Below are 25621 nucleotides of genomic sequence, written 5' to 3'. Positions count from 1 at the left end.
TTATTTAATCGCCAATCGCGCGGGTGATGACTTCACGCACATCGTTGCTGAGGTCGGGCTTGGCAGCCACGCGGCCCAGTGCTTCACGTGCGGCAGTGCGGTAGGGCTCGGCCAGCTTGCTCCAGCGGTCCATGGCACGCGCAAGGCGGGCGGCAACCTGTGGGTTGATGGCATCCAGCTCCAGCACACGCTCGCTCCAGAACACATAGCCTGCAGCATCGGGACGGTGGAAGGCGCCGGGGTTGGCTGCGCAGTAGCTGAAGATCAGGCTGCGTGCGCGGTTGGGGTTCTTGAGGCTGAAATCAGGGTGCTGCATCAGCTGCTTGACCGCAGGCAGCACCTGGCCACCACGGTCGCAGGCAGCAGCCTGCAGGCTGAACCACTTGTCAATCACCAGCGGCTCGTTCTTGAACATGGCGTGGAAGCGCTCCAGCGCAGGCTGGGCCAGCGCCGCGCCGCTGTGCACCAGGGCAGACAGGGCATTGAAGCGGTCGGTCATATTGCCTGCCACCTTGAAGCGCTGGTAGGCCTTGCCGGGCCAGACCGTGTCGCCCGTGCTGCGAGCCGCCAGGCACAGCATCAGCAGGGCCAGACCAGTCAGCGAGCGGCGACCTGCAGACACAGGGTCTGGCCGGTATGCGCCGGTGTCCTGATGGGTCTCATAAGCCCATTCCCAATCCGCTTGCAAGGCCAGTGCCAGCTGCTGGCGCATGGATTCGCGCACGGCATGGATACGCTGTGGGTCCACCACGTCCAGCTGTTCGGCAATGTAGGCTTCAGAAGGCAGCTGCAGCACGAGTTCCTTGTAGGCCGCGTCCAGTTCAGGGTGACGCAGCACATCGCGCAGGGCGCTGACAAAAGCTGCGGGCAGGATGTCGGCAGCCACTTCACCTTCAGTACGGATGGCTTGCAGCGCGTAGCGCAGGGCCAGGCGCTGGCCCGCTTCCCAGCGGTTGAAGGCATCGCTGTCGTGCGCCAGCTGGGTCAGCAGCTCTGCATCGCTGAAGTCGTAGTGCAGCACCACAGGGGCGCTGAAGCCACGCAGCAGCGAGGGCACGGGCGCTTGTGTCACACCGTTAAAGACCCAGGTCTGCTGGTTTTCTGTCAGCACCAGCGTCTTGCTCAGGCTGCTGTCTGCTTCGCCTTGCAGCTGCAAGGGCAGGGCGGTGCCGTCCTGACCCAGCAGCCCCATTTGCACAGGAATCACAAAAGGCAGCTTCTCGCTCTGACCTGCAGTAGCAGGGCAGCTTTGCGACAGGGTCAGGGTATAGGTCTGTGCAGCGGCATCGTACTGGCCCACAGCCTTGACCGCAGGAGTGCCAGACTGGCTGTACCAGCGCTTGAACTGCTCCAGATGCTGAGCCAGTGGGCTGTCGGGGTTGGCGTCTGCCATGGCCTGCACAAAGTCGTCACAGGTCACGGCGTTGCCGTCATGGCGCTCAAAGTACAGCTTCATGCCCTTGGCAAAGCCTTCGCGGCCGACCAGGTTGTGCTGCATGCGCACCACTTCGGCACCTTTTTCGTAAATCGTGACGGTGTAGAAGTTGTTGATTTCGATATAGCTGTCCGGGCGCACGGGGTGGGCCATGGGGCCTGCGTCCTCAGGGAACTGCACGGTGCGCAGCACGCGCACGTCTTCAATGCGCTTGACGGCGCGGGCCGAAGGTGTACCCGCCATGTCCATGCTGAATTCCTGGTCGCGGAAGACCGTCAGGCCTTCCTTGAGGCTGAGCTGAAACCAGTCACGGCAGGTGATGCGGTTGCCGGTCCAGTTATGGAAGTACTCGTGCCCCACCACGCTTTCGACGTTGGCAAAGTCCACGTCGGTCGCTGTGGACTGGCTGGCCAGGACGTACTTGGTGTTGAAGATGTTCAGGCCCTTGTTTTCCATGGCGCCCATGTTGAAGTCGCTGGTGGCGACGATCATGAAGCGGTCCAGGTCCAGGCTCAGGCCAAAACGTGCCTCGTCCCATGCCACAGAGTGCATAAGCGAGTTCATGGCATGCTCGGTTTTTTCCAGATCGCCGGGGCGCACAAACACCTGCAGCAGGTGGTCACGGCCTGCACGGCTCTTGATCAGCTGCTCGCGAGCCACCAGCTTGCCAGCCACCAGTGCAAACAGGTAGCTGGGCTTTTTGTGGGGGTCTACCCACTTGGCAAAGTGGCGGCCATCCTCCAGATCACCGGCTTCCACCAGGTTGCCGTTGGACAGCAGCACGGGGAAGGCTTCCTTGTTGGCGCGCAGTGTCACGGTATACATGGCCATGACATCGGGGCGGTCCAGGAAGTAGGTGATACGGCGAAAGCCTTCTGCTTCACACTGCGTAAAGAACGTGCCCTCGCTCACATACAAGCCCATGAGCTTGGTGTTCTTCTCAGGCGCGCAGGTGGTGAAGATTTCCAGCTCGATAGGGTCATCCCCTTCTGGGAGGTTCTCCAGCACCAGCTGGCTGCCATCCATCCTGAACGAGGTGCCGCCACCGTTGACCAGCACGCGTGCCAGATTCAGCTCGTCGCCATCCAGACGCAGTGCCTGTGCAGGCACGTCGGGGTTGCGACGGATGCGCATCTTGTTGAGCACACGGGTCTTGGCAGGGTCCAGGTCGAACGTCAGATCGACGGTCTCAATCCACCATGCAGGCGCCTGGTAGTCGGCGCGGTAAATGGCAGTGGCTTGTCCTTCACGCAGCATGAAAGCTCCTTACAGGCCTTGCTTGAGCGAGGCTTCAATAAACATGTCCAGATCGCCGTCCAGCACCTTCTGGGTGGCCGAGACTTCAACGTTGGTGCGCAGGTCCTTGATACGGCTGTTATCCAGCACGTACGAGCGGATCTGGTGGCCCCAGCCCACATCGGTCTTGGTGTCTTCCAGCTTTTGCTGCTCTTCCTGGCGCTTGCGCATTTCGTAGTCGTACAGGCGCGAGCGCAGGCGTTGCCATGCCACGTCACGGTTGCTGTGCTGCGAGCGGCCGTCCTGGCACTGCACCACAATACCCGTAGGAATGTGGGTCAGACGCACGGCAGAGTCGGTCTTGTTGATGTGCTGACCACCAGCGCCGGAGGCACGGTAGGTGTCGGTGCGCACGTCAGCAGGATTGATGTTGATCTCGATGGAGTCATCAATCTCTGGGTAGACAAACAGCGAAGAGAAGCTGGTGTGGCGGCCGCCCGAGGAGTCAAAAGGCGACTTGCGCACCAGACGGTGCACGCCGGTTTCCGTGCGCAGCAGACCGTAGGCGTATTCGCCTTCAATCTTGATGGTGGCGCTCTTGATGCCAGCCACGTCGCCGGGAGTTTCTTCTTCCACGGTAGCCTTGAAGCCCTTGCGCTCCGCGTACTTCAGGTACTGGCGCAGCAGCATGCTGGCCCAGTCGCAGGCTTCGGTGCCGCCGGCACCCGCCTGGATGTCGATAAAGCAGTTCAGAGGGTCTGCTTCATGACGGAACATGCGGCGGAACTCCAGCTCCTCGATCAGGGGCTGGAGCTTGGCGGTTTCTTCTTCGATGGTCTCCAGACCAGCGTCGTCGCCTTCTTCCTTGCTCATCTCGAACAGCTCGGCATTGTCAGCCAGTTCTGTGGTGAGCTTTTGCAGGGTCAGGACGACGGAGTCCAGCGACTTCTTTTCCTTGCCCAGTTCCTGAGCCTTCTTTGGGTCGTTCCAGACGGCAGGGTCTTCCAGTGCCGCGTTTACGGTGCGCAGACGTTCGTACTTTGCATCGTAGTCAAAGATACCTCCGTAACTCTTGGGTCCGGGTGGACAGGTCTTCAAGAGTTGCTTCGATTTGATTGATGCGTTCGGCTTCCATGTCTGATTCCTGTTGTTTGGGGTTTGTATAGCCGAGTGCAGTCCGCATAGGAGCTGTAGGCTAGTCAAAACGGGGATTTTCGCATGTCCTGACCGCTCATGGCTTGAATGCTGTCCAGCAAAAGCAGTGAATGGCTGCTATTGCCTGTGGCGCACACCAGCGAGCCATCCAACAAAAACGCCACCAGCAGTGTGGTGGCGTACAGATGCCGGCAATGGCGTGCCGTAAATTAGCGATTCTTGGTTGCAGGTGGCAGATCACGCTCATCCATGATGAACGCCTGCAGCTCCAGGTCCATCGCCTGGGCTTCAGGGTCGCGCAAAGGCTTGACCGTCGCTGCGGCAGGCACAGCTGGCGGGCTAGCTGCTTCACTCAGATCCAGAGAGAGCACTGCGACCAGCGCCTCGTCAGGTGCAAAGTGCTGCACAGGCTGGAAGTGCGACTGGCCCGATTGCTGTTCCAGCGGTTCATGCACGGGCATGGTGCTGAGCAGGTCCAGATGCGCTTCATCAAGCGACAGTACAGGGGGAGCTTCAGCGGCAGGCGCTGCCGCAGTCTGCACAGGAGATGCTGCACCAGGCACTTCCGGAAGAGGGGGAACGGCTTGCCCCGGCGTCACCTCAGGTGCAATCTCCGGCAAGGGCGCTTCGCTGGGAGCGGTGCGCCTGCGACCAGGCATGGCACCGCGGCTGGCGGCTGGCGTGCTCTTGGCCACGTTGTAGAGCAGCAGCAGCTCATCAAACGCGGCCAGGTCAAAGCGCTGCGCTGCTTCGTTCTTGCGCAGAATCAGATTGCGCAGCAGCTCCTGCACTTCATCTGTGGGCCACAGCGCTTCAATCTGCGCCAGTACGTCAGGGTGGGCGCTCCACAGATCACGCCCCTTGCGTGAAAAGCCCAGAAAGTCAGGGATGTGCACATTGAAGTGCTTCTGGAACTGCTGGCGCACTTCTTCATAGGCGTCCATGCGGCCAAGGCGGAAAAGCAGCTGCAGCAATTCCACATAAGCCAGCGGGGAAGAGTTCTCATGCTCCGCAATATGGGCCTGCAGAATTTCAATGGCCTGATCGTTTTCGCCAATAGAGGCATAAAACTCAGCCTGCTCCTGCACATCGAACAAGGCCTGGGCAGTCAGCACCTCGGTGAGCGGGAACATGGTCGCAGGAGCGAGCGAAGGCGGCTGAATGCTGGATTCAGCAAACGCCGTATCCGGGAACTGCGTGAGTGCCTGCGCCTGCGGCACGCTGTCGCGCGTGTGCAGGGAAGCTGTGGCCACGGAAGCCACAGGCTTTGCCACTGGTTCCGCCTTCGCCGCAGCCACTGGGGACGTAACTGGTGCAGAAGGCAACGGGCCCTTGCCGGTATGGACTGCGGCGCTGTCAGTATCAACGCGCGTAAGGCTTGCAGAGTTTTCCACTGCCAGCACGGTGTTGGCCCAGTCGTTCTGCGTTTTCAGGCGCTCCTGGCGCAGGCATTGCAGCAGCCAGGCAATACAGGCCAGCGCCAATGCCAGCAGGCCCAGTGCTGCATGGACCCAGACTGGCAAGCCTGCGTTCTGCGCTTCGACCAGTTGCCGCTGGAGGGTAGAAATTTCTGTGAGATTGCTGGTCAGCTGCTTTTTAAGCGCCAGCAACTGGCCTTCCAGCGCATCAATGCGTTCCGTATTGGCCTGCAGCAGTACCTGTGTTGCTTCAGCAATGGGCGACTCTGCCTCTGATGCTGTATCCGGCAATGGCGCGGCAGCAGCAGCTCCAGTTCCAACTGCAGCAGCATCTGCGACTGCGTCTGTAGCGGGGGGCGTGCTTGCATCAGCAGGTTTTGCATGCAAGCCTTCCAGGCCGTCGAGTGGCTCCATGCGCTGGCGAGAGCGGCCGATATCAGCGGCCTGTGCATCTGCTGTACCTGAGGGCACCGCAGCTGGCTGCGAAGCAGACTTGGCGGGTGTTTCTTCAGGCGCAGGAATATCTACCGTATCGGCAGACGCAACCATGGAGGGCACAAAGTACGCTGGCAGGCTGTTGTCCTGCACCGCCCGTGGGTTGACGGCGTGTTTGGCAGGGCGACGAGGTGTTGCCGCAGCGCGTGTTGCAGTGCTGGCGCCTGCGCTGCCTGCCACAAGCGCAGCGGGCAGAGGGGCAGCCGCCTGAAATTTGCTCAGATCAATGGGCTGCACCGACGCTGCCATAGAGCCTGGCGGGTCCGCAAAGAAGGTGTAACTGCGCGTCATGGTGGCGGAACAGCCAGCACTGAGCTTGACGGTAAGCAAAGGCTCGTTCACCGGAATGGTGGTTTGCACACGCACAGAATTGCCTTGCGGCACGAGTGTGAAGTCTCCGCGCGCGAGCGGGACGTCGCCCATCAGAATGTCAGCAGCAACGCAGCTGGTTTCTGCCGTATGGCCAGCATCCGGCTTGAGCTGAAAGACCAGATCCATGGGCGAGCCAAGCTGCACATTGCCCTGGCTGTTGCCAAGCGATAAGGCGCTGACTTGCGAAGCAGCAGCCACACCGCTGAGCAAAACGAGTAGATCACGAAGTTTCACGGTCATTCTTTGCCGTCAGAAGTTGACAAGCGCACTGTGCGCTGCGAATGCATCTCCCCCCCCCTATGCGATCGCTGCCGTGCGAGAGCTGAAAATGTATCAAATCGTGAAGCACAAATGCCTTGCCTCAAAGCAGTCCAGTGCGAAAAACTCCGAATGTGGTGCAATGAGAACTAAATGTTAATTAATGCCAACTATCTAGAAGGCGTCTGAATAGCTTGCATCGACAGAGCCTGCAAGTGTTCTGCCAGACGCTGGATAGAGCGTGGCGCACAGCCTTCCGCATCGTTACTGATAGTGACAAAGGCCGATTGACCGGCACCTGTGATGCCTTTCACGGTGCGCGCCAACACCGCCAAGGTGTGCGGGTCTGGCGTGCGGATTTCGTGAAACGGCTGGTGCTTTTCCTGTGCAGCAGGGTAGCCAAAGGGACCAAATGCCGTATTCAGATTCCACCTGCAGACCAATGGCGTGGGCCAGAGGCGGCGCAGCATGGGGAGTTGCTGCTCAATGGGAGGCATCTTGCCGTGCAGGCCCAGGCACAGCGCAGCTCCATGCTGCTTGAGCACCTGCACCAGCGCCTCTTCCAGCAGCAGCGGATCTCGCACCTCGACAGCCACGATCACATCCGGGGCCTGTGTCAGTGCTTCACGCGTGGCTTGCAACAGGCTGGCGAGCAGGTCATAAAGTGGCGCTGTGTGCGAGAGCATGTCCCACGGCAGGGGACTGAGTTGGTAGACCAAGACCCCCAGCTTGCTACCCAGCCCCTGCAGGGCAGGCTCTACAAACTGCTGCACAGCCAGCCCCGCGTCCAGAAAAACCGGATTGCGCTGCTGGCCCTTGCCGTCCTCGCCGCGCACCAGCGCATCGGTCACTACGTTCGGACATTTGACGACGAAGCGAAAGTCCTCAGGCACCTGCGCCGCCATCTGCGCGTACTGCTCCACGCTCAAGGGCCGCCAGAAGCTGCGGTCTACACAGACCGTGCGCATCAGCGGGTGCTGGCTCAGTGCCGTCAGCCCCTTGCGAGAGAGCACGCTGGGGTCGTATGCACCGTCCCACACCAGCCCATCCCAGCCAGGATAGGACCAGGTCGACACACCCATGCGCAGCTGGGGCGGCATGGCCTGCGCCAGTGCCAGCAGGGCTTCGGACGGCACAACCGCCTGCACGCCCCTGGACTTGCGCACAGACTGCGCGGCAGGCGTGGTGGAGGGCGGTGGCGCATCTGCGCCAAACAGATCGTCTTGCATAGATGATGAAATTTTGAGCGATTTTGGCCTCCAGGGCAGATCCTGCCTGCGCGAACAGCTATCAAATGTGAGGATATGTTTTTGTCTATGGGCACGGCTGCGGTCTATGGCAAACTTGCGCGCTTTCGGAGCTACAGCGCCAAGGGGCGCGCAACGCATGCAAAAAATCATTGGGCAGATTGCCGCAGAGATCAAAGTCAGTGCGCAGCAGGTGACAGCTGCCGTGGAATTGCTGGACGGCGGAGCCACCGTCCCTTTCATCGCCCGTTACCGCAAGGAAGTCACAGGCGGGCTGGACGACGTGCAGCTGCGCGAGCTGGAAGCGCGTCTTGCCTATCTGCGCGAGCTGGAAGACCGCCGTGGTGCCGTGCTCAAGGCCATTGACGAGCAAGGCAAGCTCACGGACGCGCTGCGTCTGGCCATTGCCAATGCGCCCACCAAGCAGGAGCTGGAAGACATCTACCTGCCATTCAAGCAAAAGCGTCGCACCAAAGGGCAGATTGCCAAAGAGTTCGGCATTGAGCCCCTGGCCGACAAGCTGTTTGCCGACCCAACGCTGGACCCGCACGAAGAGGCGAAGGCTTTCTGCAAGCCTGCCACTACGCTGGATGACGGCAAGCCCGGCCCAGACTTTTCCACCACTTTTGCCGTGCTGGACGGTGTGCGCGACATCCTTTCTGAACGCTGGGCAGAAGATGCCACCCTGGTGCAGAAGCTGCGTGAATGGCTGTGGCAGGAAGGCCTGCTGCGCTCACGCAAGGTGGACGGCAAGGACGAAAACGACGCTGAAGTCTCAAAGTTCCGCGACTATTTTGATTACGAAGAACCCATCTGCCGCGTGCCATCGCACCGGGCGCTGGCTGTGTTCCGTGGCCGTGCGCAGGAGATTCTGGAAGTCAAGCTGGCGCAACCTGAAGAACCGGTGGTGGGTCAACCCAGCCTGGCCGAAGGCCGTATTGCCCTGCATCTGGGCTGGAGCCACGCCAAGCGCCCCGCAGACGATCTGATTCGCAAATGCATTGCCTGGACCTGGCGCGTCAAGCTCAGCCTCTCGACGGAGCGTGACCTGTTCAGCCGCCTGCGTGAAGATGCCGAGCAGGTGGCCATCAAGGTGTTTGGCGACAACCTGCGCGACCTGCTGCTGGCCGCACCTGCAGGTGCCCGTACCGTGATGGGTCTGGACCCCGGAATCCGCACCGGCGTGAAAGTGGCCGTGGTAGACAGCACCGGCAAGCTGGTGGATACCGCCACGGTCTACCCCCACGAGCCCCGCAAGGACTGGGATGGCTCGCTGGCGGTGCTGGCCCGTCTGGTGGAAAAGCATGGCGTGAACCTGATTGCCATTGGCAACGGCACGGCCAGTCGCGAAACCGACAAGCTGGCCGCTGACCTGATCAAGCTGGCTGCCAAGGTCGACAAGCAGTTGGAAAAAGTGGTGGTCAGCGAAGCCGGGGCATCGGTCTACTCGGCCAGCGAATTTGCCTCGCAGGAGCTGCCGGATGTGGATGTGAGCCTGCGAGGTGCGGTCTCCATTGCCCGCCGCCTGCAGGACCCACTGGCAGAGCTGGTCAAGATTGACCCCAAGAGCATTGGCGTGGGTCAGTACCAGCACGATGTCAACCAGAGCGAGCTGGCACGCAAGCTGGATGCGGTGGTGGAAGACTGCGTGAACTCCGTGGGCGTAGACCTGAACACGGCTTCTGTGCCGCTGCTCACCCGCGTGTCGGGCCTGAGCGGCTCGGTAGCCAAGTCGGTGGTGCGCTGGCGTGATGCGAACGGTTCGTTCCGCAACCGCAAGCAACTCATGGAAGTCTCAGGACTGGGCGCCAAGACGTTTGAGCAGGCTGCAGGCTTTTTGCGCATTCGCGGGGGGGACAACCCACTGGATATGACCGGCGTTCACCCTGAAACCTACCCCGTGGTGGAGCAGATCATTGTGGCCACCGGCAAGCCTGTGGACCAGATCATGGGCCGTCCCGAAGTGCTCAAGCCCCTGACGCCAGAGCTGTTTGCCAACGAGCAGTTCGGCCCCATCACGGTCAAGGACATTCTGAGTGAGCTGGAAAAGCCCGGACGTGACCCACGCCCTGACTTTGTTGTGGCCCGCTTTAACGATGGCGTGGAAGACATCAAGGACCTCAAGGAAGGCATGATTCTGGAAGGCACCGTGAGCAACGTGGCGCAGTTTGGCGCCTTTGTGGACCTCGGTGTGCACCAAGACGGTCTGGTGCACGTGAGCCAGATGAGCCACAAGTTTGTGGAAGACGCGCGCGAAGTGGTCAAGACCGGCCAGATTGTGAAAGTGAAGGTGCTGGAAGTGGACGTGGCCCGCAACCGCATCAGCCTGACCATGAAGCTGGACGCTGCCCCCGCACGCCGCGATGGCCCACGCGACAACCGCTTTGAAGCTGCAGGCCGCAACCAGCAGGGCCGTGGCGGCTACGCCCAGCCCCAGCGCAGAAACGATGCCCAGCCACAAAGTGCCATGGCATCGGCCTTTGCCAAGTTGCAAGGGCTGAAGAAATAAGGCTTGGGCCTTGGCTGCAAAGAGCTGCTTCGGCAGCTCTTTTTTATTGCTGCAGAGGCGGTAAAAGCGATGGTTTACGGCCTGGATTTGCTCAAAATTCATAGCTGCCAGCGCTTGATTGACGGACGCCACATTCTGAAAACACTCATAAATCAGGCAAGGGATGACGTATAAGCCTGACAGCCTGCAGCTGCATGGCATCTACGCGACCTGTGCCAGCCATGCACTGACGGCGACAGTGGCGCAGGAAGCAACCCAGGGCTGGGGCGATGTGCAGTGGCTGGTGGTTTCCGTCTTTCATGCCCAGCCACAGACCATGGTGCGCCAGCTGCGCTGCCAGACAGCGATGCCGAACGCGTGCAAGCCCTGCAGCGCAGCGGGTTGCGCTCTCCCAGTCTGCTGCCTGCGTACAAGGAAGCGGTGCTCAAGGCCGCCAATGCCTTTCATGTGAAAGATGCACAGGTGTCGTTGGTCGATCACGAATGGGTGCATACCCCCGGCAGTCTGCTGGCGCATGACCATGCGCCCGATGAACTGCCCGGCCTGGCACGCGATATATCCATTTGTTCCTATGTGGTTCACGATGGCGAAGCGCTGGTTGTGGAAGACGTGGCACGCAATCCACGCTTTGCCGATAACCCGGCCCTGCAGGAGGCCGAGGTCAAGTTCTATGCCGGTGTACCGCTGCGCAACAGGCAGGGCCATGTACTGGGCACGCTGTGCATCATGGATGAAGCCCCTCGGCAAATGGCTGAAGGGGAAATGGATGTCCTGCAGGAAATGGCCAAGGAGCTGGAGGAGGCATTGCGCATAGCCTCGCAGGACAAAGGCAGCACGGCCAACCCATGAAACCACGGCACTGCAGCTCGTGCATCAAGCACTTGTTGCCATATTTTTGATTCCCCGCTTTTCGCGGATGCCGAGCTTGCACCCAGCAGAGTGCGCATGCCACGAAAGTGCCAGCGAAAACTCACTTGTAAACATCTACTCACTCGCATTTCGATAGCTTCAAAGCCATATAGCATCAACGCTTTCTCGTGAGTGTGGCGCTGCATCAGGAAAAACCACACTGCTTACAGTGTGTAACAATGAGCGCATCTTTATCGAAGCCACTGGCGTATTGCCTGTGGCTTTTTTTCATTAGACCTTATGCAATTTCAAAATATTTCAGTTGCCAAAAAAGTTTGGGCATTGGTCATCGCCATTCTGGTGTTACTCGTTGCAGCCAGCCTTGGGCTGGCCCGCCACATCAGCAATCTGGAGCAGGAGGTACGTGAAAACACCAGCCTGATGGAGCATCGCATCTTGCTGGCTTCCAAGCTGAGAACAGGTATGGATCTGGGCGGTGCAGAAAATGCGGCCTCCAACCTGGGCAAGGACCTTGCCACGCAGGACTTTTTCGACGCACGCTTTGCGCGGACCAAGCAGCGCAATGCGTCCATGATGCAGGAGTTTCTGAAAGTGGCCACTACGCCTGAATCGGAAGCACTGATGGGCAGTCTGATGGCCCAGCTCAAGAAGTGCGACGCCTTGATTGATGAGTCCGACAACCTGCGCAAGCGTGGTGTGGACGTGGACGACCGCGTGCGTGGCGTGAACATGGTCTGTACTGACGAGTTCACGGCCAAGTTCGACGAAATGGTGGATCTGCAAAACCAGATGAAGCAGGCCTATCTTGCCAAGGCAGACGAGCAGCGCCGCACCGCATGGCTGGTAGCCAGCCTGTGCTTTGCCGTGGTCATCATTGTGTCCTTGCTGGTCGCTTCCTGGCTGGTGCGTCAGCTGACCGAGCCTTTAGGCCATGCCGTGGTGCTGGCGCAGGAAATTGCCAAAGGCAATCTCACCCATGAACTGAACGACAGCCGCCAGGATGAACTGGGCGTGCTGCTGCGTGCGCTGAACACCATGACACAAAAGCTGCGTGCCCTGGTGGGTGAAGTGCGCCATGGCGTGGACTCCGTACAGACGGCAGCAGCACAGATTGCGGAAGGCAACCAGGACTTGTCGGTGCGCACAGAGCAGACCGCCGCCAACCTGGAGGAAACTGCTTCCAGTCTGGAAGAGCTGAATGCGCATGTGTCACAGGCTTCGGACACTGCACGCCAGGCCAGCCAGCTGGCAGCTACCGCCGCCAAGGCGGCCGAGCATGGCGGAGACGTGGTCAGCCAGGTGGTGCACAGCATGGAGCAGATCAATACCTCCAGCCGCAAGATCAGCGACATCATTGGTGTGATTGACGGCATTGCCTTCCAGACCAATATTCTGGCGCTCAATGCAGCGGTGGAAGCCGCACGCGCTGGCGAGCAGGGTCGTGGCTTTGCCGTGGTGGCCGCAGAGGTGCGCTCTCTGGCCGGGCGCAGTGCCGAGGCTGCCAAGGAAATCAAGGAGCTGATCACCAGCAGCGTGGCCAATGTAGACACGGGTACCCAGCAGGTGGCCGAAGCCGGCAAGAGCATGCAGGACATTGTGGACAGCGTGCGCCGCGTGACCGATCTGATCAGCGAAATTGCTGCTGCCGCCACCGAGCAGCGCGATGGTTTTGGCCAGGTGAACCAGGCCGTCAACAATCTGGACCAGATGACGCAGCAAAACGCGGCCTTGGTGGAAGAGTCCAGCGCTGCTGCACTGGCCATGAAGGAGCAGACGCAGCGTTTGGCAGAGCAGGTGGCACAGTTCAACCTGGGAGCACGCCAGAACGTGATGTAAGACGGCTATAGCGCTGCGGCATACGCGGCGCTTCTAAAAGCAGAGCTGCCTGCGCTTATGTATTCTTGATTTCAAAGTTTTAATGCTTTGAAATCCAGCAAATACAAGCGCAGGCAGCTCTTTTTTATGTAGCTTCAGAAGAAAAAATGCGCTGTTTCCAGCGCATTTTTTAGGTGCTTTGTGCTTTGTGCTTTGTGCTTTGTGCTTTCAGCCCATTAATTTCCGCTGGAGAAAGCATCACTATTGCTCGGCCTGCGCATGCAGCCTGCAATATTGTTGTTCCAGTTGTAGCCATCCGGCGCGCACTTCCAGAAGGTGGCAGGTCCTTCCAGCATGCAGACCGGGCGCGACAGGAAGTGCGCCTCGCTGCAGCTGCGCACCTGAACGGCAGGCTGTGGAGCAGGGGCTGGCGCAGCTGGAGGAGGGCTACTGCGTTGCGCCGCCTCACGTTCCCGGCGCTCTCTGGCTTCTGCTTCACGTTTGGCCTTTTCAGCCTCACGCTTGGCGCGCAGCTCTGCATCGCGCTTGGCCTTGGCTTGCGCCTCTGCCTTGGCTTTGGCTTCATCCTCTGGCGATGTGCTGGGGACGCCTGCAGCTGGGGGAAGTCCAGCTGTGTCAGGCTGGGGTGCTGGCTCAGATGCAGGAGCAGGCGCTGGCAAAGACTGCGGAGGAACGGAACCTGTAGAGGAGGTGGCCTTGTCTGCCTTGTCAGACTTGCCATCAGCACTACCCATCAGGTAATACGCAGCACCACCAGCTGCCAGCAGCAGCACCAGAACGCCTGCAATGATGTAGCGCCACATCTTGCCCGGAGGAGGCGGAGGTGGTGTAGTGCCAGACTGGCCACCACCCGTCGCGGGCTGGGTCTTCAAGCTGGTATCCAGAGGCGCTGAGTGGGGCGTGAAGGGCGGGACACTTTGCGGCTGCCCCACACCTGCTGGTGATGGCTGCGACTGGCTCGCTGCTGCAGCGCCTGCACCTGCAGTAATGGCAGTCACTGCTGCGCCGGTGCCGAACAGATCGTCAGCATCAACACCTGCTGCATCAGCAGGCTGGCTTGTGTTTGCGGTGCTTTCAGCAGTAGCTGCCTGCGCAGCTGTGGGCTGTGCGGCAGCCGCACCAGTATTCACAACCACGGGAGCAGGTGTGGATTCGCCAGTGCCAAACAGCTCATCCACTTCAGCAGGGGCTGGTGTGACAGCAGCAGGTGCAGAAGCTGCAGATGGTGCTGCCGGCTGTGTCACCTCAGGCTGAGAGCCTGCAGCATCCGTGCCGAACAGCTCATCCACATGGGTCACAGCGGCTTCGGCTGCCACTGCAGCAGTGGTTGTGGCAGTAACAACAGCCGCCGCGACCAGCGCATCATCGGTCTTGGAAGCTGTGTCTGCTTCTGCTGGGGGTGTATCGGAGCCAAACAGCTCATCCACATCCAGCGGCTTTGCTGGCTCAGCGTTGACTGGGGCAGGCGTCACAACGGGGTCAGTAGCAGGTGCGCTCTCAGGCTGGGGCTGCTTGCTGCCGCAATGGCTGCAGAAGCTGGCATTGCCTCTGAGGGGGCTATGACATTCCCAGCAGGTGGGTGCCGTCGATGCTGCGCTGGGCGCAGGCGTGGTTTTCTGTCCGCATCCGGAGCAGAACGCCGCGCCGTCCGGTAGTTCTTTATTACAGTGTGGGCAATGCATGGCTCAAGCTCAACGAAGTTTGTGACCGCAGGAAGTGTAGAAGGCATCGCCTGCGCCTACCACCTGGTGGCATGCAGGGCAGCTGATTGTTGCAGCTGCTGCAGGCTGGGCCACGGGCGCAGGGGGCGTACTGGTGCCTGTGCAGCAGGAGTTGGCACGGGGGCAGGTGCCGCAGCTGGAGCCGCTGAAGGAACCGGCGCGGCAGGGGTTTGCACAGGTGCTGGCGCAGTGGCAGCAGCATAGGGCTGACGGTTAGCTGTGTTGATTGTCTTGACCGCAGCCTTCAGCGCTTGCAGCTGACCGCCTTCCGTGGTTGCCACATAGACACGCATGCCTGCTGCAGGAGGAACTTCAGACATCCATTCCTTTTCCAGCGTGAACAGGTATTTTTTGCCTGCGCAGATCACCAGCCCGGGACCGTTCTGCGCATCACGCAGCACAGTGCCTACGGTCAAGGCGCTGTCTGGATCGCCGGAATACACCCGGAACAATTGACCCGCGCCATTGAGCTCAAAGCTCACACGCATGCCCGCAGCTGGCACTTCCTCAGACGACCAGTGATCTTCGAGCCTGAACTCATATTTATTGCCATTGGAATTAATCAAGCCTGTGCCGTGCTGACAGTCGCGCAGGATAGTGCCTTGGTGCATGTTTGTTTGCATGGTGTAGTTAGTGGTTATAAACAAAGCTTTATTGCACAAAAGCACAGCAATGCATCTAAACCGGGCAATATATCGCGATGAATGATCTGCAATGTGCTTAAAGCACAGTATTTACTTGGCTGAATGTTTTATTTTTTCTTCTCAAGACAGCACATCACAACTTCTGGAATCACCGCTTTGGCGACTGATTTTGTGAATGATGCTGATCTACGCACCTGCATTCGTGCGAATACTTGGCCAAAAGATAAAGAAAACTGCGGTCAGCAAAGCTGAAACCGCAGTTGACAAAAGCTGGCTTACGCATCAGAGGCTTGCATGAAGCAGGCCAACAGCCTGCGCATCAGGCATAGACATGGTCAAAAAACTGTCGCTCCAGTTGTACGGCACGCTGAAAGTAGCTGGCAGCTTCAGTGCGCTCTGCCTCGCTCAGATCTGTTGCAATGCGATCCAGCTCACTGCGCAGCCAGCCGACAAAGCCACGGAAAAAGTCATTCGCGTGCAGCGTGATCCATTCTGCATGCTCAAATCGTGCAGGCAGGGGCAGATGCTTTTTGGCGGGCTGATCAGCCCAGTCCAGGTACAGGCCTTCAGCCACGGCCAGCACCGCAATGCAGTTGGCGTACTTCTGGCTTTGCGCCGCTTCATGCATGAGCTGCTGAAATGCCTGGGTAGGTGCCGTCAGCGCAGGCTGCAGGCGTTCTGACGCGGGAACACCCAGCGCATCGAAGCAGCGCAGAAAATAAGTGTTCTCATCGCTGGTAATCATGGCTGCAAATTGCGACAGCGTAACGCGAGGTGCAAACACATCGGCACTGGCAACATAGCTTCCACCGCTTGATGAATCTTGATTTCGAAGATGCTTCACCTTGAAACCAAGATGAATCAAGCGCTGGCCGCTCTCTTTCTAATAGAAGTCGCAAACACTGCCAGCGCTACTCCTCATCCATCAGATTCGCGGCCTGGTTGTGGATCACGGATTCCGCGCGGAAGTAGCCCAGCACGGTCGCCACGCTCTGGTGCCCCGTCAGTGCCATGGTCTCCGCCAGCGGCACATTGCGCTTGCCAGCTTCCGTCACAAAACCCGAGCGCAGGGAGTGCGCTGAAAAATCACCTTCCACTCCCGCCAGAGCGCAGCGTTCCTTGACGATAGCGCGTACTGCGGGTGCCTGCAGGGGCTCGCCCACATGGCCACCTTTGCGGATACGGCGAAAGATGGCGCCTTCCGTGATCCCGCTGGCCTGCAGCCAGTCACTCAGCGCTTTGCCTGCCGCTCCCAGCACCGGCTTGGTGTTCTCTGGCAGGTCTGCACCGCTCTGGTTGGTTTTGGAGACAGCCAGTTCATACAGATATTGATCCGGGCCAATTTGCCGCAGGTACTGCATGTCTGCTGCACTGACTTCAGAGCGGCGACGGCCGCCGCTGCTCCAGGCAAACAGGAGCAGGGCGCGATCGCGCTTGCCGCGCAGGCTGTCGTCACAGGTGGCCAGCAGCTTTTGCAGCACATCTTTGGTGATCGCCGCTTTTTTCTGTGCACGCTCGCCACGTTTGGCGTAGGCCTTGCGCGTGCGTGAGAGCAGTTCGCGCACGCGCTCGTCATGACAGGGGTTGGGCAGCCCGCGGTTCTGGTGCGCCTTGGACATGACAGCCACACGGTGCACCAGGGTGTTGTGTGAGGGCGGACCTAGCCTGGCCTTGCAGCCGGACTGCACCAGCGCAGCGTCAATCGATGCAGGTAGCTCACAACGCAAGCCATAGGGCGTGCTGCGCAGGGCGTGGTCCGCAATAAACAGCAGCACAGTTTCCACGGGCAAAGGCAGGGCAATGGCTTGCCCCATGCGGAACTGGTGCCAGCCTGCCCAGTAGCGCATGGCGCTCTGGTAGCTGCGCACTGTGTTTTCTGCTTCACCTTCTCTGAGCAGTTCACGCAGGGCATTCAGCGTGCTCTGGCTGAGCTGCGTGAGGCTTTGCGCCCCAGATCCGGCGAGCAGTTGGTTTTTACCTGACATATGTTGTATTTTTTCTATGTTGCGTATTAAATATTACATGTTATGTATGTTGTTATATAATAATATTTAACAACTCACGATAACAATCTCTTATCGATGGTAATCTACTTCCTATGCAACCAGTAGCACCAAAAACATCGCGTGGCATTCAAGAGGCAGACGTCTGGGCTGCCGCAGACGCCTTGCTGGCCGATGGCCAGAAACCCACGATTGAAAAAGTCCGCCAGCGCATGGGGCGCGGCTCCCCCAATACCGTGGCCCCCATGCTGGACGCCTGGTTCGCCACACTGGGCGCACGCCTGGGGCTGAATCAGCAGACGCAGGAGCTGCGCAATTCCGTGCCCAACGAAGTGCTGGAAGCCGCACAAACCCTGTGGAGCAGTGCACTGGAGCAAGCGCAAGAAATTGCGGTGCAGGCATTGCAGTTGCGCGAAGAGGCCGCGCAGGCCGCGCAAAAACAGCTGGAAGCGCAGCAAGCCAAGCTGCAGCAGCGCGAAGAGGCCATGCAGCAACAGAAAATGGTCATGGATTCGGCGCTGAAGTTGGCGCAAGACCAGCGCGAGGATTTATCGCGTCGCCTTAATGAAATGCAGCAGCAGCTGAACGAGCGTGATGTGTTGCTGGAAAAGCAGCGCTTGGAGCAAGCTGCTTTGCGCACAGCGCAAGAGCATCTGCGTGAGCAGCATTCCAAAGAGCTGGAAACCGCCGCCCAAGAGCGCCAGCGCCTGGCCGAGCAGTTCGCAGGCAATGAGCGCCGCATGCTCTCTGACGTGGATCGCAGCCGCCAGGAAGCGGAAAAGCTCAAGAAACAAATACAGGATGCAGAGCGCGCCGCCGCTGCACGCTATGAAGAGCTGCAAAACCGCCATCTGCAGACCGAGGAAGAATTGCTGACCACCCGTGCTGCTCACATCAATCTGCAGCAGGCCCTGGACATGGCCAATGAGCGCGTAGCTGAACTCAAGCTGCTGCTGCAGGCTCGTACTGCTGCCCCTGCAGAGTTCGCAGCAGCCGCCGAAGCACCAGCCGACAAGCAGCGCAATAGCCGTTCGTTGCAGCGCCGTGCACTGTCGCAGCGCTCGCTACGACTGGGGCGCAAATCCATCTGATGGCCGTACCGTGGGTGGCTGCAGCGGCACAGCCATCCACTTTTGAGCTTTGTCCTACAAACAAGGCCCTGCACAGCGCCGCAACTGCTGGACAATAGTTCTTTGAAGGTGAGCACCGTGGCCTCACCTGCAAGGATTCGCTCTTTCCCCATGACTGCTGCAGCAGCACATCCCCATCCATCTCTGTCATCACTGAAAGTTCTGGTACTTGCGGCCGGGCAGGGCCAGCGCTTTACAGCCAGTGGTGGGCGCACGCACAAGCTGCAAGCTTCTTTATTCGATAAACCAGTGCTGCAGCATGTGCTGGATACGGTGGCCGATGCAGGCTTGCAGGCCTTTGTGGTTCGCCCTGACGGCGCAGCCACCGCGGGCATGGGTGACTCGATTGCCAGCGGGGTACGCGCAACCTCTGATGCCTCAGGTTGGCTCATCCTGCCTGGCGATATGCCTCTGGTACACGCGGCCACACTGCGCACCATTGCGCAGCAACTTCTGAGTACTGACCGCTTTGACGCTGTGCAGCCCGTCTGCAATGGCCAGCCTGGCCACCCCGTAGGTTTTAGCGCCCCATGTGCTGCGGCGCTGCAGCAGCTCACTGGCGACCAGGGCGCGCGCTCGGTACTGCAACAGCTGCGCTGCCAGGGCAGGGTGGTGCAACTGCCCGTCGAAGACCCAGGCATCCTGCAAGACATAGACACGCTGGACGATTTGCAGCGCGCGCAAGCCGTGCTGGAGCAAGGTGCTTTGGTGCGCCCGCTGTCAACCCCATAGAAAGACTCCCCGATGGACGCTGTAGATATCACCGTATTGCGCGCACTCAAGGCCTGGCGAGAAGCGGGTGAAGACGCCTTGCTTGTCACCGTCGTCAAAACCTGGGGCTCCTCACCGCGCCCTGTTGGGGCCATGCTGGCGGTCAGAGTGGGAGTGGAAATGGTGGGCTCTGTCTCGGGTGGCTGCATCGAAGACGATGTGTTCCAGCGTTTTGCCGATATACGCGACATGCCCGCCACCACATTGCTGCGTTATGGCGTAAGCGCCGAGGAAGCACATCGCTTTGGCCTACCATGCGGTGGCACGATTGAACTGATGGTGGAGTGCAATCCCAGCCTGCAGTCCATCGATGCCTTGCTGACACAGCTGGATGCAGGGCTGCTGGTGCAGCGCAGGGTAGACCGGGCTTCCGGCAGTGTTGAACTGGAGCCTGTGAAAGCCTATGTGCCTTTGCAGTTGACGGAGCAGGCCATGTCCTTGTGCATTGGCCCACGCTGGCGCATGCTGCTCATTGGCGCAGGGGTGCTGGCCCAGTATCTGACCACCATTGCACACAGCACAGGCTTTGCCGTGACGGTGTGCGACCCACGCTCCGAGCACAGCTTCAGCTGGGATGAAAGCCTGGCACCGCTGATGCGCTGCATGCCAGACGACGCCGTACAGGCCTTCAAGCCTGATTACAGCAGCTGCATCGTCACCCTGAGCCATGACCCCAAGCTCGATGACCTGGCTATTCTGGAAGCATTAGGCAGCCCGGCCTTTTATGTCGGAGCCATTGGCTCCCGCCGCAATAACGAGGCCCGACGCGCCCGGCTGATGGAGCATTTCGATGTCTCGCCTGCAGTCATGCAGCGCCTCAGAGGCCCGATTGGTCTTTTTATTGACAGCAAAACCCCGGCAGAGATTGCGGTGAGCATCATGGCCGAAATCATTGCCGTGAAAAACGGGGTGCCCTTGCTGCCGGAAATGCAGGTCTGCGCTGGCAAAGCGCTGCACGAACTGCGTGCCAGGGCCGATGCCTAACAGCGAAAGAAACCGCTGCAGCACAAACCTGAGGGCAAGATTCAGGTATGCCGACCTCAAGGTGTTGGATTTTTTACGCCCACCTCAATAATCCAAGACTATTGGCGTAGGAATTTTCCTTCATGCACGTAGGAATTCAAGAAATTCAGGACACAACTTCAATCAATAAAAACAATAAGACATTGTTTTTATTGAGTTTATTTTGTTTGAAAAATGTTTGATTCATCTAGCACTGACAAGACTTGCTGAATTGAAAAGTGCCATTTCTTTGGCACACTCATCACAGCACACAGATATTCATGCTCCACGAATCACCCAATACATCAGCCCATGTGCTTGAGTATGTCTTGCGGTGAGGTCCAGACAGGAAAAACAAATAATGGCTGCAGGTTTTAGTCGCCGCGACTTTATCAAGTTAGGCACATTTGGCAGCATCACCGTCATGCTGGGGCGCCTGCCCGTGACGCAGGCGACGGAGGTGCATTCTGGTCCCCAGACCAGTGAGTGGATGGCGCCCAACGGGGATGTCAAATACCGCTGGGATGCCATTCGCAAGGTGACGGGGGAGAAAGTGTTCGCACGCGACTTCCGCGCCAAGGATCTTGCGGGCTGGCCCCAGGAACAGGCCCATGCCTTTTTCCTGAAAGCCACTGATATCGAACACAGCTTTGAGGACATTGATCTTTCCGTACTTGGGCAAGATCTGCAGCCAGACCAGCTGGTACGTCACGAAGACATGGCGCGTGACGGCATCGCCGTGCCAGAACTGCAGGATCTGGGCATTGGCTTTTACGGCTACAACTTCCTGCTGCCCAAAGGTGAAACATCGCCCATGTATGGCCATCCTGTGGCTTTGCTGGTCTACAAGGATTTTGATCGCTTTGAGGCAGCCAAACGCCTGCTGCGCTTTGACAAGAACGTTGTCAAATATGGCAAGCACACAGGCCCCAAGCCACCACCCAACTATGGTGCAGCCCGCTATGTGCGCATTGGCGGTGAGACGCCATCTGCAACGCCCGCCTTTTCGCCCATGCAGGATGCAGTGATCTGGGGCAATTTTGACGGCGACACGCCCGTGTGGCCCAGCCCGGATGCAGAAGGCTTTCTGGTGCCGCGCTCCGTCATGCTGCGGCATCGCGGGGGTGGGGCAGTGCGTGATCCAGAGCAGGTGGCCCACGAAACCTATGAACCCATGCGCCGGGGCATGGCAGCAGCCAAGGCCCTGGAAGCAGAAATCGAGGCAGCACGCCAGAACCCGAACAAGCTGGTGCTGCAGCGCCAGGGTTTTTCGCAGTCTATTGACCCCAGTGCCATGGAGCCGGACAACGGCAATGCCTGGTACGACGCGGCCAGCAAAACGCTGCACATCATGATTGCAGCGCAGTCGCCCTACGAGGTGGCGCGGGTGGCAGCCTTCATGATGAAGGACAACAAGCGCTTCCCCGTAGAGAACATCGTGCTGCTGTCTGGCTCGACGGTGGGCTATGGCTCCAAGGACCACTCCATCTTTCCGTTCTACGTGATTGCTGCCTGCTTCTACGGCAATGGTTTGCCCGTGCGGCTGGCCAATGACCGCTATGAACAGTTCCAGATGGGCATGAAACGCCACAGTATTGAGGCAGACCTGACACTGGTGGCAGATCGTGCAACCGGCAAGTTTGAATTGCTCAAGGCTTTCTACAACTGCAACGGAGGAGGGCGGGCCAACTTCTCTTTCTCTGTGGCACAGGTAGCGGCTACTGCCGGGCAGTCTATTTATTACTTCCCCAAGTCCGACATGTCCAGCGCCGCTATTGCAAGTGCAGCAGTGGAAGCAGGTTCCATGCGCGGTTACGGCACGATTCAGGCCATGTCCCTGACGGAGCTGCTGGTCGATGAGGCGGCTGCCGAGCTGAAGATCGACCCGATTGAACTGCGCCGCCGCAACGCACTGCGTGCAGGCGATGCCAACACCCAGGGTGCAGTGCAGCTGGGTGATCCACGCAATGTGGAAATGCTGGAACTCGCGGCCAAGCATCCGCTGTGGACCAACCGTGACAAGGCCAAGGCAGCCTACGAGGCACAGCACCCTGGCAAGCGCTACGGTGTGGGCTTTGCCCAGGTCCAGAAGGACTACGGCACAGGCGCTGATACCTCGGCACTGGTGCTGGAGTTTGATGCCCAGGGCCAGATCACCATGCGCCATTGCGTGCAGGAAATTGGCACAGGCGCCACCACAGCGCAGCAAGTCATGGTGCAGCGCATGCTGGGCAAAGCACCAGACGTGACGATCTGGGGCGAAACCGACTTCCCGCAGCTGCCGCTCAAGAGCAATTTCGAGCCTTTTACCATTACCCAGGAGCAGCAGGACGAGCTCTCACGCGACCCGCACTGGGTACCGTGCATTCTGCCGGCCATGAGTGCCTCCAACAGCGCTTACTTTCTGGGCTTTGGCACACGTCAGGCTGCACAGTTTCTGCTGGAGAACACCATCTGGCCTGCCGCCAAGGCCATCTGGAGCAGTGGCCCAGCAGGCGGGCAGATCGCCAGTGGCAATGTGACCCTGCAGGATTTGCGTGCCGTGCCCGGCGGCATTGGCGGTGGCGGCATGGCCACCATTGCTTTTGCGGACATTGCCCGCAAGGCACATGAGATGGGCCTGGTCACCGGTGTGGCCGTGCACTGCTTCAGCCGCTGGGAATGGGCAAGGGCGGACTTTGACATCCCCGGTGTTGGTAAGCGCCATCTGGCAGTCGATGCGCTTGCCGTGCGCTACGGCGATGGTGCACCGCAAGCCCTCAAGTCGCGCATGACGACTGGCGGCTATGACTTTATTGCACGCAGTCAGGTGCATTTCCCCTCTGCCCAGCGCAACAACGCAGGTGTGACGACCTACACGCCTGCTGCCTGTCTGGTGGAGCTGAACGTCAACACCTTTACCGGTGAAGTGCAGATCATGAGCCACCACAGTCTGCTGGACCCCGGCAGCGTCATCGTTCCCGCGCTGGTCTCCGGCCAGCAGCAGGGTGGGGTGGCAATGGGCATTGGCCACGCGCTGATGGAGGAACTGCCGCTGTACGCCGATGGCCCCGGCAATGGCACCTGGAATTTCAACCGCTACACCTTGCCCCGTGCACGGGATGTAGCGGTCTGGACCCAGACTGCAGACTATCTGCAGCCCTTGACCGAAACCTCCCCACCCAAAGGCATGGCTGAGGTGGTGATGATCCCCGTCGTCGCTGCAACCGTGAATGCGGTGACGCACGCGACCGGCACACGTTTTTATCGTCTGCCCGTGACCCCTACCAAAATCAAAAAGGCGCTGATGCTATGAGTCTGGAAAAACGCCCCCTTGCACTGACGATCAATGGTCAAAGCATTGGCCCTGTGGACGTACCCGTCGGTATGCCCATGATCGACTTTCTGCATGACTATCTGAACCTGACAGGCACACGTTTTGGCTGCGGCCAAGGCATATGCCATGCCTGCACGGTCATGGAGCTGCGCGAAGGCAATACACCCATAGAGACGCGTACCTGCGTGTTTGATGCCCATTTCTTCAATGGCAAGAAGATCATCACCATTGAAGGCCAGGCCAAGCGTGACGAAAAAGGGCAGGTGCAGGAACTCACACCCGTGCAGCAAGCCTTTATCGAGCACTTTTCCTTCCAGTGCGGCTACTGCACACCGGGCTTTGTGACGGCTGCCACCGTCTTCATTGAGTCCCTCAAGCAAAAGCCGGTAGCGCGCGCTGAGCTGCGCAGCCGTATTGAGGCATCGTTGAACGACCACATCTGCCGCTGCACGGGCTATGTCCGTTACTACCAGGCGGTAGAGGAAGTGGCGCTGAAGACACCAGGCTGCGTAATCGGCTGAAGGAGATGACGATGAAAAGCCATACCTTGCGCAACAGCCTGCTGGGCATTCTGATTCTGCTGATCGTCTTGTCCATTGCCGTGCTGGTTGGCGTGTTTCGTAGCAGCAGCGTCGCCCCGCAGGCCAAACAGCCGCTCAGTGATGCCCAGATGCATGACCTGATCCCCACAGGCCGGGAACTGGCGCTGGCAGGTAACTGCATGGGCTGCCACTCGCAGGCCCAGGGTCCCATGGGAGCAGGGGGCGTGCCCATTGACACACCTTTTGGCACGTTGCACTCCACCAACATCACGCCAGACCCCACCTACGGTATTGGCAAGTACACGCGTGAAGACTTTCACCGCGTGATGCGTGATGGCATTGCACCCGGCAATCGCAATCTGTATCCCGGCATGCCGTTTGTGTTCACGCACATTACGCGGCCTGACGATATCGACGCCCTGTATGCCTACATCATGAGCGTGCCGCCCATTGCACAGCCCAATGTGAACAACACCGGCGTGTTCACCTTGCCCGTGCGTCCGTTCATGAACTTCTGGGCGCTGATCAACTTCCCGGACCGTGAACCACCCACACGCCAGGGCGCTTCCGAGCAATGGCTGCGCGGTGCCTATCTGGTGGAAGGCCTGGGCCACTGCGGTGCCTGCCATACGCCACGCAATATCACCATGGGGGTGTCGTTCTCGCGCTCCTTGCAGGGCGGTGATGCGATTGACGGCTTGACGGTGCCCAACATCACGGCTGAAACGCTGGCACAGCGCGGCTTTGATGCGGCATCGCTGAGCCAGTATCTGCGCACAGGCACTTCGGCGCAGGGCACATCGTTTGGCAGCATGTACACAGTGACGCATTTCTCCACCAGCGCCATGCAGCGCGAAGATGTAGATGCGATTGCTACCTATCTGATGACCGACAAGCAAGGCAAGCTGCTGACTGCAGCACCTGCTCCCGAAGCATTGCCGATAGCTTCTGATCCACTGCTGCAGCCAGGCCGCCTGAGCTATATGTCTGCCTGCGCGGCATGCCACGGCGTAAGTGGTGAGGGCATTCCCAATGTCGCGCCGCCCATGCGTGGCAATACTGCCGTCATGATGGAAGACCCGAACAATCTGGTCACAGTCATCCTCCATGGCGTACAGACGCAGACCTTTGCTGGCAACGAGCGCATGTATGCCATGCCTGGTTTTGCCGACCGCATGAGTGCAGAAGACGTTGCAGGACTGGCCACCTGGATGCGTGCGCAATGGGGCGCTCAGGCGCAACCCGTGACGGCAGAGCAGGTGCAAAAGCTCATCCCCAAGACATACGACTGACGCGCTTTGCACCTTCGAACCATCCAGCCGTGCTGAGAGCAATCTCAGCACGGCTTTTTCATGCATGTGGCACACACGCCAACGCACAAGCACTTCACAAAAAATAGCTGCTAGCGCTTGCAAAATCTTGTTTTCAAAGTCATATGCCATTAAAAACCATATGAATTCAACGCAAGCAGCTCTGTTTTCAATAGTGCAGTACCCAAGCTATGCTGCGATGACTGGATAGCTTCATACATTAGTTATTTAACATAATATACATTGTATATCTATGACTTCTACAAAAAAATAGCTCGTAAGCTATTGATTTATAGAGAACTTCGTCAAAGCAACGCCGCAAAACCTCGTTGATGCACGGTTCGAACTGTA

17 protein-coding genes and 1 pseudogene are annotated in these 25621 nt (G+C 59.1%); 9 read left to right on the top strand and 9 right to left on the bottom strand.

Annotated elements, in window-relative coordinates:
- Positions 1-4: 4 nt before the first annotated feature.
- The 4 genes from pepN to F7P80_RS12945 all read right to left on the bottom strand — a co-directional run bounded on the left by pepN (position 5) and on the right by F7P80_RS12945 (position 7598).
- Entirely contained in the window at positions 5-2692 is a 2688-nt protein-coding gene (gene pepN, locus F7P80_RS12960) for an aminopeptidase N (RefSeq protein ID WP_151045311.1), read from the bottom strand.
- Positions 2693-2701: 9 nt separating this feature from the next.
- Positions 2702-3806, bottom strand: a protein-coding gene (gene prfB, locus F7P80_RS12955) for a peptide chain release factor 2 (protein WP_114070878.1) whose coding sequence is annotated in 2 segments (ribosomal slippage) — positions 2702-3724 and positions 3726-3806 — 1104 coding nt in all. Because the reading frame shifts where the segments join, the coding sequence is not laid out codon by codon here.
- 229 nt (positions 3807-4035) lie between these two features.
- The gene (locus F7P80_RS12950; RefSeq protein ID WP_151045308.1) at positions 4036-6345 is read right to left on the bottom strand and encodes a type IV pilus assembly protein FimV; all 2310 of its coding nucleotides are present in this window, start codon (positions 6343-6345) and stop codon (positions 4036-4038) included.
- Positions 6346-6539: 194 nt separating this feature from the next.
- Positions 6540-7598: a DUF72 domain-containing protein gene (locus F7P80_RS12945; protein WP_151045305.1), complete on the bottom strand. Its 1059-nt coding sequence runs from the start codon at positions 7596-7598 to the stop codon at positions 6540-6542.
- A gap of 157 nt (positions 7599-7755) precedes the next feature.
- Here F7P80_RS12945 and F7P80_RS12940 point away from each other — a divergent pair, with 157 nt between their 5' ends.
- The 3 genes from F7P80_RS12940 (at position 7756) to F7P80_RS17320 (ending at position 12831) form a co-directional block, all read left to right on the top strand.
- Complete coding sequence (locus tag F7P80_RS12940; protein ID WP_151045302.1) at positions 7756-10125, top strand: Tex family protein; 2370 nt, start codon at positions 7756-7758, stop codon at positions 10123-10125.
- A gap of 276 nt (positions 10126-10401) precedes the next feature.
- Positions 10402-10974 carry a GAF domain-containing protein gene (locus F7P80_RS12935; protein ID WP_170265385.1) on the top strand — a complete coding sequence of 191 codons (573 nt, stop codon included), beginning with the start codon at positions 10402-10404 and terminating at the stop codon, positions 10972-10974.
- Positions 10975-11334: 360 nt separating this feature from the next.
- Positions 11335-12831, top strand: coding sequence for a methyl-accepting chemotaxis protein (locus tag F7P80_RS17320; RefSeq protein WP_170265384.1), 1497 nt, complete (start codon positions 11335-11337; stop codon positions 12829-12831).
- Positions 12832-13046: 215 nt separating this feature from the next.
- Here the strand turns inward: F7P80_RS17320 and F7P80_RS12925 are convergent, their stop codons facing one another.
- The 5 genes and pseudogenes from F7P80_RS12925 to F7P80_RS12910 all read right to left on the bottom strand — a co-directional run bounded on the left by F7P80_RS12925 (position 13047) and on the right by F7P80_RS12910 (position 17181).
- Positions 13047-14303, bottom strand: coding sequence for a flagellar basal body-associated FliL family protein (locus tag F7P80_RS12925; protein ID WP_249041470.1), 1257 nt, complete (start codon positions 14301-14303; stop codon positions 13047-13049).
- A gap of 57 nt (positions 14304-14360) precedes the next feature.
- Positions 14361-14513, bottom strand: a pseudogene (locus F7P80_RS17435) (zinc-ribbon domain-containing protein); the annotation flags it as partial.
- A 56-nt stretch (positions 14514-14569) separates the two neighbouring features.
- Positions 14570-15175 carry a hypothetical protein gene (locus tag F7P80_RS16950; protein ID WP_211372038.1) on the bottom strand — a complete coding sequence of 202 codons (606 nt, stop codon included), beginning with the start codon at positions 15173-15175 and terminating at the stop codon, positions 14570-14572.
- A 340-nt stretch (positions 15176-15515) separates the two neighbouring features.
- Positions 15516-15980, bottom strand: a complete 465-nt coding sequence (locus tag F7P80_RS12915; protein WP_282959036.1) for a TenA family protein — start codon at positions 15978-15980, stop codon at positions 15516-15518.
- Between the two features lie 127 nt (positions 15981-16107).
- Positions 16108-17181: a site-specific integrase gene (locus F7P80_RS12910; RefSeq protein ID WP_151045293.1), complete on the bottom strand. Its 1074-nt coding sequence runs from the start codon at positions 17179-17181 to the stop codon at positions 16108-16110.
- A gap of 113 nt (positions 17182-17294) precedes the next feature.
- On the opposite strand from F7P80_RS12910, the gene F7P80_RS12905 reads away from it, so the two are divergent.
- The 6 genes from F7P80_RS12905 to F7P80_RS12880 all read left to right on the top strand — a co-directional run bounded on the left by F7P80_RS12905 (position 17295) and on the right by F7P80_RS12880 (position 25252).
- The gene (locus F7P80_RS12905; protein WP_151045290.1) at positions 17295-18290 is read left to right on the top strand and encodes a DNA-binding protein; all 996 of its coding nucleotides are present in this window, start codon (positions 17295-17297) and stop codon (positions 18288-18290) included.
- A gap of 150 nt (positions 18291-18440) precedes the next feature.
- Positions 18441-19061, top strand: a complete 621-nt coding sequence (locus F7P80_RS12900; protein WP_151045287.1) for a nucleotidyltransferase family protein — start codon at positions 18441-18443, stop codon at positions 19059-19061.
- Positions 19062-19073: 12 nt separating this feature from the next.
- Positions 19074-20084, top strand: a complete 1011-nt coding sequence (locus F7P80_RS12895; protein WP_058880458.1) for an XdhC family protein — start codon at positions 19074-19076, stop codon at positions 20082-20084.
- 379 nt (positions 20085-20463) lie between these two features.
- The gene (locus F7P80_RS12890; RefSeq protein WP_151045284.1) at positions 20464-23397 is read left to right on the top strand and encodes a xanthine dehydrogenase family protein molybdopterin-binding subunit; all 2934 of its coding nucleotides are present in this window, start codon (positions 20464-20466) and stop codon (positions 23395-23397) included.
- Positions 23394-23939, top strand: coding sequence for a (2Fe-2S)-binding protein (locus F7P80_RS12885; RefSeq protein WP_054065302.1), 546 nt, complete (start codon positions 23394-23396; stop codon positions 23937-23939). The genes F7P80_RS12890 and F7P80_RS12885 overlap by 4 nt, the downstream gene beginning before the upstream one ends.
- A gap of 11 nt (positions 23940-23950) precedes the next feature.
- Positions 23951-25252: a cytochrome c gene (locus tag F7P80_RS12880; RefSeq protein ID WP_151045280.1), complete on the top strand. Its 1302-nt coding sequence runs from the start codon at positions 23951-23953 to the stop codon at positions 25250-25252.
- Positions 25253-25621: the final 369 nt, after the last annotated feature.

The organism is Comamonas kerstersii, from assembly GCF_008801935.1.
GTDB classification, from domain to species: Bacteria; Pseudomonadota; Gammaproteobacteria; order Burkholderiales; family Burkholderiaceae_C; genus Comamonas; species Comamonas kerstersii.
This window is presented reverse-complemented; position numbering and strand designations above follow the sequence as displayed.

Excerpts from the sequence above, each read along its gene's own strand:
- pepN (WP_151045311.1), bottom strand. The coding sequence starts at position 2,692 with ATGCTGCGTGAAGGACAAGCCACTGCCATTTACCGCGCCGACTACCAG.
- F7P80_RS12945 (WP_151045305.1), bottom strand. The coding sequence starts at position 7,598 with ATGCAAGACGATCTGTTTGGCGCAGATGCGCCACCGCCCTCCACCACG.
- F7P80_RS12940 (WP_151045302.1), top strand. The coding sequence starts at position 7,756 with ATGCAAAAAATCATTGGGCAGATTGCCGCAGAGATCAAAGTCAGTGCG.
- F7P80_RS16950 (WP_211372038.1), bottom strand. The coding sequence starts at position 15,175 with ATGCAAACAAACATGCACCAAGGCACTATCCTGCGCGACTGTCAGCAC.
- F7P80_RS12910 (WP_151045293.1), bottom strand. The coding sequence starts at position 17,181 with ATGTCAGGTAAAAACCAACTGCTCGCCGGATCTGGGGCGCAAAGCCTC.
- F7P80_RS12905 (WP_151045290.1), top strand. The coding sequence starts at position 17,295 with ATGCAACCAGTAGCACCAAAAACATCGCGTGGCATTCAAGAGGCAGAC.
- F7P80_RS12900 (WP_151045287.1), top strand. The coding sequence starts at position 18,441 with ATGACTGCTGCAGCAGCACATCCCCATCCATCTCTGTCATCACTGAAA.
- F7P80_RS12895 (WP_058880458.1), top strand. The coding sequence starts at position 19,074 with ATGGACGCTGTAGATATCACCGTATTGCGCGCACTCAAGGCCTGGCGA.
- F7P80_RS12890 (WP_151045284.1), top strand. The coding sequence starts at position 20,464 with ATGGCTGCAGGTTTTAGTCGCCGCGACTTTATCAAGTTAGGCACATTT.
- F7P80_RS12885 (WP_054065302.1), top strand. The coding sequence starts at position 23,394 with ATGAGTCTGGAAAAACGCCCCCTTGCACTGACGATCAATGGTCAAAGC.
- F7P80_RS12880 (WP_151045280.1), top strand. The coding sequence starts at position 23,951 with ATGAAAAGCCATACCTTGCGCAACAGCCTGCTGGGCATTCTGATTCTG.